Origin of the sequence: Roseobacter insulae (assembly GCF_019375555.1) — a bacterium.
Lineage (GTDB): Bacteria > Pseudomonadota > Alphaproteobacteria > Rhodobacterales > Rhodobacteraceae > Roseobacter > Roseobacter insulae.
Genome location: NZ_JAHXDN010000002.1, coordinates 620,753 through 635,071 on the forward strand (window position 1 = coordinate 620,753; position 14,319 = coordinate 635,071).

The window sequence follows — 14,319 nt, forward strand, 5'->3', positions numbered from 1 at the left end:
TGACAGAAGGCCCCCCACCTGACTAAGATTTGGCACGGTCACCACGGCCAGCGTAACGGAGGGACAGTTGAGTTCGACCTCGCCACAGTTTCTGAAATTGCCCGAAAGCTCGAACCTGAGCCTGCGGGACCAGATTTGCGAGGTGGTCAGCGCGGCGATCACCTCGCAGTCGCTGGCCTGTGACCGCCCGCTGCCGTCCTGCAGGGAGCTGGCTGACCAGTTCGGGGTGTCGCGAAACACGGTGTTTGCGGCCTATAACCAGCTGGTCGATCTGGAGCTTCTGGTGTCGCGGGACCGGTCGGGGTACTTCGTGCATCCGCAGATGATGTCGTTGCAGCAGCGGGCCAATGACGGCGCGCATTCCCGGCGGGACGAAACCCCCTGTCCTGTCAGCTTCCCCCAGAGCGATCTGATGCCGGTGGTCAACCCGCTGGACTGGAATGCCTATCCCTATCCCTTCATCTACAACCAGATCGACCCGGACCTCTTCCCGGTCGAAGGGTGGCGCGAATGCACCCGGCAGGCGCTGGGGCGCAAGCACATGCCTGCCTGGGCCAGCGATTCCGTGGAAAGCGACAGCCCGCAACTGGTGCAGCAATTGCGCCAAAGGCTGTTGAACACACGCGGCATCTACGCCGAGGAAGACGAGATCCTGATCACGCTGGGGTCGCAGAATGCCCTGTTTGTGCTGGGCACGATATTCGCCCGCTCCGGCAAACCGATTGCGCTGGAGGACCCCGGTTTCTTTGGCGCCCGCAACGCGTTTCGCCTGTCAGGCAACGAGCTGATCGGGGTGCCCATTGACGGTGACGGGCTGATCCCGGCGGCCATCCCCTCCGGCTGCCAGATGGTATTCACCACCCCCAGCCATCAGTTTCCCACCATGGTCACGATGAGCCAGGCACGCCGTGAAGAGCTGATCGAGGCCGCGGTCAGGCAGGATTTCCTGATCATCGAGGATGATTACGAGGCCGAGATGAACTATGTCGCGAAGTCCTCGCCCTCGTTGCGCTCGATGGATAAGTCGGGTCGGGTGATCTATGTCGGCAGCCTGTCCAAAACCGTGTCGCCGGGGATCAGGCTGGGCTTCATTGTCGCGCATCGGGACATCATTCACGAAGCGCGGATCGCCCGTGGCGTGATGATGCGCCACCCCCCGACCATCGTGCAGGAAATCGTGGCGCTGTTCTTCCGGCTGGGCCATTACGACGTGCATCTGCGCAACATCGAGCGCCGCTACAAGAAACGCTGGCATGCGATGAATGACGCGCTGACGCAACATCTGGGCATGTTGAGGCACACCCGGTCAGAGGGCGGCACCTCGTTCTGGCTGACCGGGCCGGAGGGGTTCGACGCCACCGAACTGGCGCGACGGCTGCGCGGCAGGGGCGTGCTGGTGGACCGCGGGCAGGACTACTATCTCGATTACGGTGACAAGCGCAGCTTTCGTCTGGGTTTCGCCTATGTGCCGGTATCCAACCTGGAGGCCGGCGTCCGCATCATCGCCGACGAAGTGACAGCGCTGCTGTGACCTTCGGCACCTCCGGGCGGGCCATCTGTCCCGTCGAAAGGCGTCACCTGTCACTCACCGGTCTGGGCGAATTTCAGGTATCTGGTGCGCAGGGCATCCGGGATTTGCTGCGCCGCGATGCCGCCATTCAGATCGGGACATTGGCTTTTTGAAAGATCACATCCTTTCCAACCCGCAGGTTCGCCCCTTCAGTTTCCATGTCCCTGACGACACGCTGGACAGGATACGCGCGCGCGTCGCCAACTACCCGTGGCACGAGATGCCCGATGACGGCGGCTGGGACTACGGCACCAACATGGCCTATCTGCAGGAGCTGTGCGCCTATTGGGTCGACGGCTTTGACTGGCGCTTGCAGGAGGCGCGGATCAACGCCTTTGCCAACTACACGGCCACGGTCGACGGGATCGACATGCATTTCATCCACGAACAGGGCAGCGGTGCGAGCCCGATGCCGCTGATGATCAGCCATGGCTGGCCGGGGTCGGTGGTCGAATTCCTTGACCTGATCGAACCGCTGGCGCACCCAGAACGCTTTGGCGGCACTGTCGAGGATGCCTTTACGGTGATCGTTCCCTCCCTGCCGGGGTTCGGCTTCTCGGGGCGCCCGCCACGGCCCTACGGGCCGCGCAAAATGGCAGGGCTGATCAACAGCCTGATGACGGACACGCTGGGGTTTGACAGCTATCTGGCGCAGGGCGGTGACTGGGGCGGCGCGATCTGTTCGTGGCTGGGGTTTGACCATGCGCCGGCCTGCGCCGCCATCCACATCAACGTGCTGACCATGCGCCACCCCGATGGCCCGCAAACGCCGGAGGAAGTGGCATGGGCAAAACAGTTTGCCCGCGACCAGATCATGCAGGACGGCTATCGCACGCAACAGGCCACACGCCCGCAAACCCTGAGCTACGCGATGATGGACAGCCCGGTCGGGATCGCCGCCTGGCTGATCGAGAAATTCCACGACTGGTCGGATGTGGAGACCGGCGGGATCGAGAGCGCGCATTCCAAGGATGAGCTGCTGACCAACATCATGATCTACATCACCACGCGCACCTTCAACACCGCCTCTTGGATCTACTACGGACGGCGCGAGGAAGGCGGGCGGACCCTGTCCCCGGAGGGCAAGCGCGTGGAAGTGCCGACGGGCTGCGCGGTGTTTCCCGCCGAGATGCTGAACTGGCCCCCGCGCAGCTATGCCGAGCGCATCTACAATATCCAGCACTGGACGGAGATGCCGCGGGGCGGGCATTTCGCCGCGATGGAAGAACCCGAGAGGCTCCTGAACGACATTCGCAAATTCGCGCGCCGAGTGCGCGGCTAACGACCCCGGAGAGATCACATGACCCTTTCACACGCCCAGTATCAGGCCATTGCCGCCCGGCTGACCCCGACCGGACAGGCCTTTATCGACGGGGCGTTCTGCGATGCGGCCGATGGCGACAAATTCGAAACGGTGAACCCGGCGACGGGGGAGGTTCTGGCCTCGGTCGCCCATTGCAAGGCCGCGGATGTGGACCGCGCGGTGGCGGCGGCGCGCCGCGTGTTCAACGCGGGCACATGGTCGCGCGCAGAACCCGAAGAGCGCAAGGCGGTGTTGCTGAAAATCGCGGCGCTGGTGCGCGAAAATGCGCAAGAGCTGGCGGTTCTGGAAAGCCTCGATACCGGCAAGACGATCAGAGACTGCATGGATGAGATCGGCGGCGAGGTGCCCAATTTTTTCCAGTGGTACGCGGAGCTTGCCGATAAGACCTTTGGCAAGATCGCCCCGACCGGTCCCGGCGCGCTGGCCCTTGTGACCAGGGAACCCGCAGGCATCGCGGGGGCCGTGTTGCCGTGGAATTTCCCGCTGGTGATGGCGGCATGGAAGATTGCCCCCTCGCTCGCCGTGGGCTGTTCGGCGGTCATCAAACCGGCGGAGCAGACGCCGCTCTCGGCCCTACGCCTCGCGGCGCTGATGCAGGAGGCCGGTGTGCCCGACGGCGTCATCAACATCGTGCCGGGCTATGGCGACACTGCGGGCAAGGCCATCGGCCTGCATAACGACATCGACACGGTGTCCTTCACCGGCTCCACCGAGGTGGGGCGGATGTTCATGCGCTATTCCGGCGACAGCAACCTCAAGGGCGTGGGGCTGGAAATGGGGGGCAAAAGCCCGTTCATCGTGCTCGATGACGCGGCCATGAATGACGCGCTCATCGAGCATGCCGCGATGTCGGCCTTCTGGAACGGCGGGCAGAACTGTTCCGCGAACATGCGTCAGCTGATCGCGCAACCGCTGGTCGCGGATTTCACCGCCCGCATCATGGACCGGGTGAAATCGTTCAGACTGGGGGACCCGCTGGACCCCGCGACCGATATCGGCTCGATGATCACGCAGGACCACAAAACCAGGGTGATGGACTACATCCGGAGCGGTGTCGAGGAGGGCGCGCAGATGGTGACGGGCGGTGACAGTGACCTGCCCGGCTACTTCGTCGAACCAACCGTCTTTCACCACGTCACGCCTGAGATGAAGATCGCGCGGGAGGAGATATTCGGCCCGGTTCTTGGCATCATGCCGGTGGCCTCGCCGCAAGAAGCGCTGGCGATCGCCAGCGACACCGACTACGGGCTGCACGCGACCGTGTTCACCCAGGATATCGACCGCGCCCTGCACATGGCCCGCGCCCTGCCATGCGGCACCGTTTCGGTGAACGGGTTCTCCGAAGGTGACATCAAAACCCCGTTTGGCGGCTACAAACAGTCCGGCTCGCTCGCGCGGGACAACGGCACCGAAGCGCTGGAACAGTATCTGCAAACCAAGACGATATGGATTGAACTGAAAACCGGTTAGCAGCGGTATCGCGGCAGCGGTGCCGGTGCGCGTGACAGGCCGCCGGGGCGGGGCGGTGCCTGCAGACCAGGTATCATCCGGATCAGAAGTCGCGCTCGCCCGATTGCTGCCACGGCTGCACCAGGTTGCCAAAGCGGGTGAAGCGGCCCTCGAAGCTCAGCTCGACCGTGCCGATGGGGCCGTGACGCTGCTTGCCGATGACAACTTCGGCCTTGCCGTGCAGGCGCTCCATCTCTTCCTGCCATTTGGCCATCGCCTCAAGATCGTGATCGCCGGGTTTTTCCCGCTCCTTGTAGTATTCCTCGCGGAACACGAACATCACCACATCCGCATCCTGCTCGATCGAGCCGGATTCGCGCAGATCACTGAGTTGCGGGCGTTTGTCTTCGCGGTTTTCCACCTGACGTGACAGCTGCGACAGGGCGATGACGGGGATGTCCAGTTCCTTGGCGATGGCTTTCAGGCCCATGGTGATCTCGGAGATTTCGTTCACCCGGTTTTCCGATTTGCCGGTGCCACGCACCAGTTGCAGGTAGTCCACGATCAGCACGTCCAGCCCGTAAGTACGTTTGAGCCGCCGGGCGCGGGCCGCCAGCTGGCTGATCGGCAGGGCGGGCGTGTCGTCGATGTAGAGCGGGCAGGCCTCCAGCGCCTTGGCCGCATCGACGAAGCGGCGGAACTCGGCCTCGGTCATATCGCCGCGACGGATCTGTTCGCTGGGCACTTCTGCTGCCTCTGACAGAATCCGCGCGGCGAGCTGCTCGGCACTCATCTCAAGCGAATAAAAACCGACAACGCCGCCATCTATGGCGCCCTCCGTACCATCGGGCAGCTGGCCGCGTTTATAGGCCTTGGCGACGTTGAAGGCGATGTTGGTGGCAAGCGAGGTCTTCCCCATGGACGGTCGACCGGCGAGGATCAGCAAATCCGACCGGTGCAGGCCCCCCAGCTTCTTGTCCATGTCGATCAGGCCGGTGGAGACGCCGGCCAGCCCGCCCTCGCGTTGGTAGGCGGCGTTGGCGACATTAACTGCATCCGTTGCTGCCTTGAGAAAGCTTTGAAAACCGCTTTCCACCTGACCCTGTTCGGCCAGCTTGTAAAGCGCCTGTTCGGCTTCCACGATCTGCTCGCGCGGCTCGGAGGCGATATCGACCGTTGCGGCCTTGTCGGAGATCTCCCGGCCCAGCTGGATGAGGTCCCGGCGCACCGCCAGATCATAGATCATCTGCGCATAGTCGCGCACCGCATAGGCCGAGATCGCTGCCCCGGCCAGACGCGCCAGATAGGCGGGACCGCCCAGCTCCTTCAGGCCCTCATCGTCTTCCATGAAAGCCTTGAGGGTGACCGGAGAGGCGAGGTTGTTCTTGGCGATCCGGGCGGCGGAAATCTCGAACATGCGCGCGTGAACAGGATCATAGAAGTGTTTTGGCCCGATGATCGAGGCAACCCGGTCGTAGATATCGTTATTGGTCAGAATCGCGCCCAGAAGCTGCTGCTCCGCCTCGATGGAATGCGGCATGGTCTCTGGCGATTGCACATCTACGCCGGTCGGATTGAAGGCCGTTATTTCGTTCATGACTGTCCCTGTTCGCGCGCACCCTGCTCTGGTCTGTTGAACTGCGTCGCTATTGCCCTTGTCTTACCGAATTTTTCCCCGATGCCCTATCATGATATCTTGGTGGAGAAGGCTGAGGAAAAAGCTGTGCATAACATCAGCGCGGTCAATTCTTACCATATAGTGTATCATGACGCCCGTGTCGCGCAACATGTGCGTCGCACCAGGCGATTCTATGACAGTTTTGCGACCGTGATGTGAGTAAGTTTTATTTTGCGTTGCCCGACTGCCACTTACGCGGATCGTTCAGGAACTGCTCGACCTGATCCAGTGTTTCGGCATCGAAGGCGGCCTCGACTTTCGCTTCCGCCAGGACATCCCACCAGGTGCAGAGCGCGTGCAGTTGCACGCCATGATCGCCCAGCGTTTTTTCGGTCTCGGGGAAGATGCCGTAGTAGAAAATCACCGCCGTGTGGCCGCAGGTGGCGCCCGTGTCGCGAATCGCATCGACGAAGCTGAGCTTGGAGCCGCCGTCGGTGGTGAGGTCTTCGACCAGCAGCACCCGCTGGCCTTCCGACATGTCGCCCTCGATGCGGGCACCCTTGCCGTACCCCTTGGGCTTCTTGCGCACGTAAGTCATTGGCAGCGCCATGCGCTCGGCCACCATCGCGGCGAAGGGGATGCCCGCGGTCTCGCCGCCCGCGATGTTGTCGAAAGCCTCAAAACCCGCGTTGCGCATCACGGTGACGGTCAGAAAATCCATCAGGGTCGACCGGATGCGCGGGTGGCTGATGAGCTTGCGGCAATCGATATACGTGGGGCTGGGCAGGCCGGAGGCGAGGATGAAAGGGTCGCTGGCATTGAAGTGAACGGCCTTTATTTCCAACAGCATGCGCGCCGTCAGGCGGGCGATTTCGGAGGGGTCGGGGTAACCTGTGGGGATCATCGTTGCGTCCTTCCTGTGCCGTGGTGCCGGGATTTTCTTGCCTCCGGCGGGGATATTTTTGAACCAGAGAAGATCACAGCACCCGCCACGTCAGATCAAACCCGGGATCGAAAACGGTGACCGGCCCGTCTTCCGTGTCTATGTGGCCGGGGTAATTTGCGCCGGATTTTTCCAGCGTGAGGGTGTCGGTGTTTGGTGGCATCCGGTAGAATGCCGGTCCGTTCAGGGAGGCAAAGGGTTCGAGCCGGTCCAGCGCGCCGTCCTCTTCGAAGACCTGCGCGAGGATGGACAGGGTGTTTGGGGCGGTAAAGCAGCCTGCGCAGCCGCAGGGCAGCAGCTTGTTTGCATCGGTATGGGGGGCGGAATCGGTGCCCAGGAAAAAGCGCGCGTCACCCGAAGTGGCCGCCCGGCGCAGGGCGAGGCGGTGGTGCTCGCGCTTGGCGACGGGCAGGCAATAATAATGCGGCCTGATACCGCCTGCCAGAATGTGGTTGCGGTTGATCACGAGATGGTGGGTGGTGATCGTGGCGCCCAGCGTGGCATCTTGTGCGCCGGCGTAGTCCACCGCGTCTTTGGTGGTGATATGTTCCATCACCACGCGCAACCCCGGTGTTGCGCGGCGGATCGGGTCAAGAACCCGGTCAATGAACACTGCCTCGCGGTCGAAAATATCGATGTCCGGGTCGGTGACTTCCCCATGCACGCAAAGCGGCAGACCGATCTCGGCCATTTTTTCCAGAACCGGGCGGACCTTGTCGAAGTCGGACACGCCGCTGGCCGAATTCGTCGTGGCGCCCGCGGGGTAAAGCTTTACCGCGTGCACAAGCCCGGACGCCCGCGCGGCGGCGACATCGGCCGGATCGGTATCCTCGGTCAGGTAGAGGGTCATCAGCGGGGTGAAATCGGCCCCGTCAGGCAGGGCGGCGATGATGCGGTCGCGGTAGCTGCGCGCCTGGGCGGCGGTGACCACGGGCGGGACGAGGTTCGGCATGATGATGGCTCTTGCGAAATGGGCGGCCGTGGCGGGCAGAACTGCGCGCATCATGGCGCCGTCGCGCAGGTGCAGATGCCAATCATCGGGTCGGCGGAGGGTCAGTGTCTGGCTCATGCGCCTGCGCTAGCACAGCTATTCGTGCAGCGCCAGCGTCAGTCGGCCATCCGGTCGTTGGCCCGTTTCAGGCGGCTGGCGAAACGGGGCGCGCGCATGCGCTGGGTGACATTGTGGCACAGCGCCGCCACAAGTGCCGGGCGGTCGTCCTGTTCCAGTCGTGCGAGCAGTCTTCGCAGGTAGGGCAGGTGGTCGCGGCGGGCGCGGGCCAGCCTGGCAAAGAGCCGGGGCGTCAGGCGGTTCTCGCTGGCCGCGGCCAGCAGCGGATAGAGGATATCCAGCTGCAGCAGATCGGTCTGCAAGCTTGCGCCCATATGCGGCAGCCGCAGTTTGGTGACACCCGCGCGGGTGAAGAGCGCCGCGTGCATCGCATCTTCGGTTTCCGCCGGATCGTAGATCACGAATGTTTCGGCGGCGGCGTCCAGCATGTCCGGCGCATAGCCGTAGCGGTCGGTGAAATTCGTGCGCCGCATGTCCGTGAACCGCTTGTCCCATTCCGTCACGCGCGGGTCGAGCGTGGCCTGTGGCTGGATGGCGAGCACCTTCGCCCCCGGGGCGGCCACGGAAAACGCGGCTGCCGCGTAGCCACAGGGGCCTGCGCCGTAAAACAGCACGTCTTCGAATTCATCGAAGAAGCCGTCATCGACCAACCGGTCGAAAAACGCGTAGACCGCCGGGTCACGGAACCATGTGTCGCCATCGCTGATGAGGCCGAGATGCGACCAGCGGTGTGTCTTGACCATTTCCCAGCCAAGCGGGTGCACCTGCGGCGAGAGCGTCTGGATCCCCTGATGTGTTTCAAACGACACCAGCAGCGTTTTGCCGTCCTCCACGAAGGTGGCGATGTGGCGTCGTCCCAGAGGGGTCAGGTAGCCGTGTTCGTCCACCAGGTCGGTGACTTCGGAGATCCACTCCTTCTTGCTCATATTCTTGAGCGACGATTCAAAATCAAACGCCGTGTCCGGCATAATGGCGTTCCTCAACTCTGCCTATTTTTGATAGGCGGCGGCGCATTGAGTGTAAACTAAGCGCGATTTGAGGCAAAATTGCGGAAACAGAGTGCGGATTTTTCGCTAATTGTCTCTGTTTTCGGGATTTTCGCGGGCATAATCGAGCAGAAAACGTGCCGCATTGCCCGCAAGCGGGCGAGAGCCGGGCGTCATCAACAGGCGCCCGAACAGCGCCCGGAACGGGTCTGAGCGCATCAGGATGTCGAAGCGTTCGCGGCGCCAGGCCACGGCGGACCGGTGCAGCGCGGCGATCCGGGCGTCGGCCATCAGCTCCGCGATCAGCGGTGCGCGGCGGGCGAAGACCGCCTCGATCGACCGGTCCTCGTCGCTGTTGAAATTACGCTCCACCCAGTAATCCAGACCCAGCAGGTCGTCGCTGTGCACCGCGCGTCCGCGATCCGCCTTGAGCAGGTAGCTTTCCATCGCGCCCAGCGGATAATGGTTGAGCTGAACAAGGCGGTGGTTGGGCCGTCCGTAATCCGAAAACACACGCCTTTTCCTGAAGGTGTCATCCAGTTCCCGGCCTTCGCCGTCAAACCAGCGCGCCTGTGACAACCGGGCCGCGTCGGGCGCCCGGGGCCGGTGCACCCCGAGTTTGCCGTAGGTACCATCGTTGCGGTACAGCGTTTTGAACATCGCCGCGCGCCACGGCCAGTGGATGACGCCGGGCGCGCACCGCCGGAACACTGCCGTTACGGGTTCATCTTTGAAGCGCGTCTCGCCCGCATTGCCAAACAGCCGCCATGTCAGCGTGATGGCGGTGGCCTCGGGCAGGGCATCAACCAGATCCGCGAGGGTGTTGTTGCCCACATGCACGTTGACGAACTCATCAACATCCAGCGGCAGCAGCCAGTCCGCCGCGCGCACGTTCGGATGGCTTTCCACCCGCTTCAATGCAGTGAACTGAATCCCGCGATTTCCGTAAGGACCATCGTTGCGCACATGCGACAGCCAGCCCATTTCCTGCAACCGGTCCAGCATCGTATCGGTACCGTCTGAACACGCATTGGAGCACACCACGAAGTCGGTGACCCCCACGGCCCGGTGGTGGGCCAGCCATTCCAGCAGAAAGGCGCCTTCGTTTTTGACGGTGAGGATGGCTGTGGTCTTCAAGGTCGTTCCGCCTTGGATTGGGGCGCCCGCATCAGCTTTCAGTATCGAGCGCGAGGGCAAAGGCCACGCGCTCTGTCTCGGTGAGTTTCAGCGCGACGGCTTGTTTGTAAAGGTCCGCGAACTCCGGCACCTCCTGCAGTTCGGCGGCTTTGGCCTGATGCCATTCAAACCCGTCCCGATGCAGTTTGTTCAGCTGCGGGTCGGCCATCAGACGCGCGCGTTCCGCCTGCACCCGCGGGATGTTCCGCTTGATCGTGATGTCGCGAAAGTCGGACCAGTCCATCCGGATCCAGTAGTTCAGCCCGATCGAGCGGTCGACATGCAGCGCGCGCCCGCGCTGGCGTTTGATCAGGAAACTCTCGGCCGACCGAAGCGCGTAGTGATTGAGTTGAATGAGATCGTACCCGATGGATTTGCGCGAACTGCGCCACCCGTTCCGGGCCACTTCCCGGGTCATGTCCATGCCCGAGCCATTGACCCATTTCACTTTATCCTCAAAGGGTTCGGACAGTTTGTTCGGGCGGTGGCAGCTGATTTTCTCGTAAGCGCCGATGTTGCGGAACATCGTCTTGAACCCCCAGACGGTGTGCGGCTTGGGGCAGTACTTGGGCGCGCAGGTGTCGAACTGGTCGATCACCAGTTCGTCGCGCAACCGGCTCACCCCGTTGTGGCCGAACAGGCGCCATGTCATCGCGATATTCGTGGCATCGGGGACGCGGTCGATGAAATCCTGCACGGTGCCGTTGCCGCACCGGATATTCATGAACTCATCCACGTCAATGTGCACGATCCACTCCGCGTTCCTGATCACCGGTTCCTTGAGAGCCTGATTGAGCGCGTATTGCTGGGGCGAATTGCCCTTCCAGTTATCGTTGTTGCGGTGCGTGAGCACGCCCATCGCGTCGAGCCTGTCCAGAATCTCGGAGGTGCCGTCGGAACAGTCATTCGTGTAAATCAGGAAATTGTCGATGCCGATGGCGCGGTGATAGGCCACCCATTCGACGATGTAGGGCGCTTCATTTTTCATGCAGCCCACGATGACGTTGCCGGTGGATCCTTTCGCCAACCGGCGCGGGGCCGCGGGGGAATAAGCGGCGGCGAGTTCCGCCTCGTTGACGGCACCAAGCCTGTTGTGAGGGGCCATCGGGGAGGTGCGCAGTTTCTCCAGTTGCTGAAGGGCGAGGGGGGGCAACACCGGGTTGGGTGCCGCGGCATCCGTCGGGCCGGTCGGCGGTTTGCTGATCTGGTCGGGATCGTGCCGCTCCGGCCGCCGGGCCTGCTGCGTGGCTTTCTCGATCTTCCACATGAAGGCCAGCAGGTATTGCGACGCGCGATAGCCAAAAAGCGGCTCCGCCTCCTGCCATGCCGATTTGGCACGGGGGGCCTTGAACGTGGCATCAGTCAGCCCGCCATGCGCCTTGACGAGCTGCCGGTTTGCTGTCCGGAAGCGTTTGGAAACCGCCGACAGCCGGGCCGGATCAATGGGCGGGCCCGCCACATGGATATCGCGCACGAAAGACTGCCAAACCTGCCGCGGCAATACGTGGTCCCCGGTTTGGAGAAGGCGCAGCACAAGCTCATTCAGCAATCTGGCGCGGGTCAGCGTGGCGTCGGGGGGCGGCGGCGGGCCGCGCGTTGCCGCGATTGCGCCGAGGCTGGTGGTCAGGGCAAAGGCCCTGGCAATGTCGTCGCCCACGTGTTCGGCGGCGAAATCAGCGGCGGAATGGTGATGGAGCCGCGTCGCCCCGTCCCCGAACACGGCGTCCCAATGGGACACCAGCGCCTTGAAGTCCAACCAGAATGGCGCGCCCTGTACTTCCTCGAACACACCGGCTGCGGCGTCGATCCGGGGCATTGTGTCCAGGCAGGATTGCCACCAGTCCGCCGCCTCGACCAGCGCCAGGTCACGTGCAAGCGATACGGCGCGTCCGGCAATCACCTGATGCGCATAGTGGTCGCTCAGCATGGTTGCCGGTTCGTCCACGAAGGCGACAATGCGGATGTCATCGGAAAAGCGCGATAGCATCTCTTTCAGCCGCGCCACCTCGCTGGTCCGCCACAGGCTGCCGGCCAATTGGCGGCAGGACAGGATCAGCGTGTGCGGCTTGTGGGTGTCGATTTCCGCGGCAAGCTGATCACGCAGGGATTCGGCCATAAGCGCTTGTTTTTCGGGTGTTTCCAGCCCCCGGTTGTACCTGAGCGGATCGACATGGCCAGGATCGGTGACCGCCATGAAGAGACGTGTGTGGTTCTTGTTGCCCGGGCTTTGGGCAAAAAGAACGCGATCTTTCAACAGCCGCCCCCGCTTGTCCGCGAGGATGTTCTGGATGCGATCCGACCCGCAAAGGCCGATATGCAGGCAAATCCGCATGTCAGCCCGCCTTGCGCTTTGCATTGGCATTGGCGCGCCCCCACCAGGGCAGCGGGCGCCCCAGGTGTTTGGCGATTTTCTTCGGGGCCGCTTCCTCCGCGACGTCAAATTCCAGGAACACCGGATCGTTGGCGAAAATGGCCCTGAGGTGCGCGTAATGACCCTCTATCCACTTGATGCGCTCGGCGTCGGTTTCGCCGTATCCGGCTGGCAACCCCGGAATGGCGGCACGTGGCAGGCGGTGCGAGCCAAGATTCGTCCATGCCGCCATCGAGGCGGAAAGCTCCGCCGGGTCGCGGCTGGAGGCCAGAAACCGCACCTCGGGATGGTGCTTGCGCAAGGCATCGAGCAGCCCAAAGTCGGTCTGGGGCCACAGCGACCGGCCCCGCTGGATCAGGTTGACCTCGGTCACCGCGTCGAAATCATCGAACTCGGCCCCCGGATCGCCCGTGTTGAAATACCCGCGGTACATCATCGCGCCGACAAATTTGCCCTTATGCGCATCATTGGCGCTCTGGCCTTGCCGAATGCGGTGATCTGCCACTTTGTAGCCTGCGCGCCTGAGCGCGCGCGCCAGCGTCGTTGTCCCGCTTTTGGGCAGTCCGAGGTTGACGACAAGCAAGCTCACACCGGCGCTCCCAGAGCGGCCAGAAGCGCGATTTCCTGTGGTGGCAGAGCCGGCGCGTCCTGCAGCGCAGCGCGCAGCGCCCGCATGTCCGGGCGCGCCATCAGCTCGGCGCATTTCGCCTTGTGGGACCGCACACAGGCCTCGTGCTGCGCATTGATGGTCTTGTCGGCCTTCAGCTCCCGGAGCGCGGCGTCAAGGGCAGGCGCATAGCGCATGATGCTGGTGTCCTGCCACGCCGGATCATTGCGGTCCTGCCAGTAAGAGGTATCGAAAGCCCTGTGCGCGCGGTTCACATCGCCCCGGTCGTGTTTGACAAGATAACTGTCCAGACTGCGTAGCGCATAATGGTTAAGCGTTGCGAAATCCCGCGCGCCTCTGGCCGGGTAGCGCCGGATGCGCCGGGAGTTTGCCGCGACCTGGAAACGATGTGGGACAGGGCGGCCGGAACCATCTGTCCAGCGCGGGCGCTGATCCGCGGGCAACTTCTTCTTGAAGAACGGGCGGTGGGCGCCGAAATACTGCAGCGGGAAATCCCGGCGCATGAGGGTTTTCACCTCGATCGCTGTTTCGCCGCACCACAGGTCGGGGTTATGCGAATGCGAAAACTGCCCGATCACCGGGTGGTCGAGGTAGTCTGCCACGCCGTTATTGGCAAAAAACTGAAAGGTGACGCTGATGGCCATCGGATCGCCACAGGCGGCCACCAGCGCCGGGATCGTGTGATCCCCGGCGTGGATGTTCAGGAATTCATCGACATCCGCGACCCAGACCCAATCGGCGGCCGTCACGACGGGGTGACCGGACGCATCCTTCAGCGCCGCCATCTGGTAGGTGCGGCCCTGCGCCGGGTTGGGCAGATGGTGGACCATACCCTTGTCGGCAAGCACGTCCAGCAACGCATCGGTGCCATCCGTGCAGTCATTTGAATAGAACAGGAAATCCGTGACACCAATCAGCCTGTTGAAGGCGATCCACTCCAGCAGGAACGGCCCTTCGTTCTTCACGCAGGTCACTGCGGTGATGCGCATGTCAGACCGCTCCGCCGCTGCAAATACCAGTGCTCGCCATGCTCATAACCGCCCGTGGTCCGCTTCTGACACGGGATTTGTCCCCGTTGTCGCCTTATTGTTGGTCAGAACATGACAGGTCCGCCGAATCGCGTCAATGAAAGGGTCGGCACCGGGGCGCGGACGATCAGTGCTTGACGCCCCGGTGATTGAATGC

General features: G+C 62.9%; 12 protein-coding genes. 4 read left to right on the forward strand and 8 right to left on the reverse strand.

Features of this window, described 5'->3' with window-relative positions; genetic code table 11:
* Positions 1–67 precede the first annotated feature (67 nt).
* The 4 genes from pdxR to KX928_RS09255 are packed head-to-tail and all read left to right on the forward strand — an operon-like array spanning position 68 to position 4,364.
* Complete coding sequence (gene pdxR, locus KX928_RS09240) at positions 68–1,531, forward strand: MocR-like pyridoxine biosynthesis transcription factor PdxR (RefSeq protein WP_219501324.1); 1,464 nt, start codon at positions 68–70, stop codon at positions 1,529–1,531.
* The gene (locus tag KX928_RS09245) at positions 1,528–1,683 is read left to right on the forward strand and encodes a hypothetical protein (protein ID WP_219501327.1); all 156 of its coding nucleotides are present in this window, start codon (positions 1,528–1,530) and stop codon (positions 1,681–1,683) included. The genes pdxR and KX928_RS09245 overlap by 4 nt, the downstream gene beginning before the upstream one ends.
* Positions 1,680–2,852: an epoxide hydrolase family protein gene (locus KX928_RS09250; protein WP_219501328.1), complete on the forward strand. Its 1,173-nt coding sequence runs from the start codon at positions 1,680–1,682 to the stop codon at positions 2,850–2,852. Before KX928_RS09245 ends, KX928_RS09250 begins: the two co-directional genes overlap by 4 nt.
* Before the next feature lie 18 nt (positions 2,853–2,870).
* Positions 2,871–4,364, forward strand: coding sequence for an aldehyde dehydrogenase (locus KX928_RS09255; protein WP_219501329.1), 1,494 nt, complete (start codon positions 2,871–2,873; stop codon positions 4,362–4,364).
* Between the two features lie 82 nt (positions 4,365–4,446).
* Here KX928_RS09255 and KX928_RS09260 read toward each other — a convergent pair whose 3' ends face one another.
* From KX928_RS09260 to KX928_RS09295, 8 genes are all read right to left on the reverse strand, one after another.
* Complete coding sequence (locus tag KX928_RS09260) at positions 4,447–5,940, reverse strand: replicative DNA helicase (protein ID WP_219501330.1); 1,494 nt, start codon at positions 5,938–5,940, stop codon at positions 4,447–4,449.
* A gap of 247 nt (positions 5,941–6,187) precedes the next feature.
* Positions 6,188–6,865, reverse strand: coding sequence for an orotate phosphoribosyltransferase (locus KX928_RS09265; RefSeq protein WP_219501331.1), 678 nt, complete (start codon positions 6,863–6,865; stop codon positions 6,188–6,190).
* A 73-nt stretch (positions 6,866–6,938) separates the two neighbouring features.
* Positions 6,939–7,973, reverse strand: coding sequence for a dihydroorotase (gene pyrC / locus KX928_RS09270; RefSeq protein ID WP_219501332.1), 1,035 nt, complete (start codon positions 7,971–7,973; stop codon positions 6,939–6,941).
* A 38-nt stretch (positions 7,974–8,011) separates the two neighbouring features.
* Entirely contained in the window at positions 8,012–8,941 is a 930-nt protein-coding gene (locus KX928_RS09275; protein WP_257883646.1) for a phosphoadenosine phosphosulfate reductase, read from the reverse strand.
* A 105-nt stretch (positions 8,942–9,046) separates the two neighbouring features.
* Positions 9,047–10,096, reverse strand: a complete 1,050-nt coding sequence (locus tag KX928_RS09280) for a glycosyltransferase family 2 protein (protein ID WP_219501333.1) — start codon at positions 10,094–10,096, stop codon at positions 9,047–9,049.
* Between the two features lie 31 nt (positions 10,097–10,127).
* On the reverse strand, positions 10,128–12,467 hold the full coding sequence (locus KX928_RS09285; protein WP_219501334.1) for a glycosyltransferase family 2 protein: 2,340 nt from the start codon (positions 12,465–12,467) through the stop codon (positions 10,128–10,130).
* A 1-nt stretch (position 12,468) separates the two neighbouring features.
* Positions 12,469–13,095, reverse strand: a complete 627-nt coding sequence (locus tag KX928_RS09290; RefSeq protein ID WP_219501336.1) for a sulfotransferase — start codon at positions 13,093–13,095, stop codon at positions 12,469–12,471.
* Positions 13,092–14,123 (reverse strand): glycosyltransferase family 2 protein, encoded by a 1,032-nt coding sequence (locus tag KX928_RS09295; RefSeq protein WP_219501337.1) that lies wholly within the window; start codon positions 14,121–14,123, stop codon positions 13,092–13,094. Before KX928_RS09295 ends, KX928_RS09290 begins: the two co-directional genes overlap by 4 nt.
* Between the last annotated feature and the right edge of the window lie 196 nt (positions 14,124–14,319).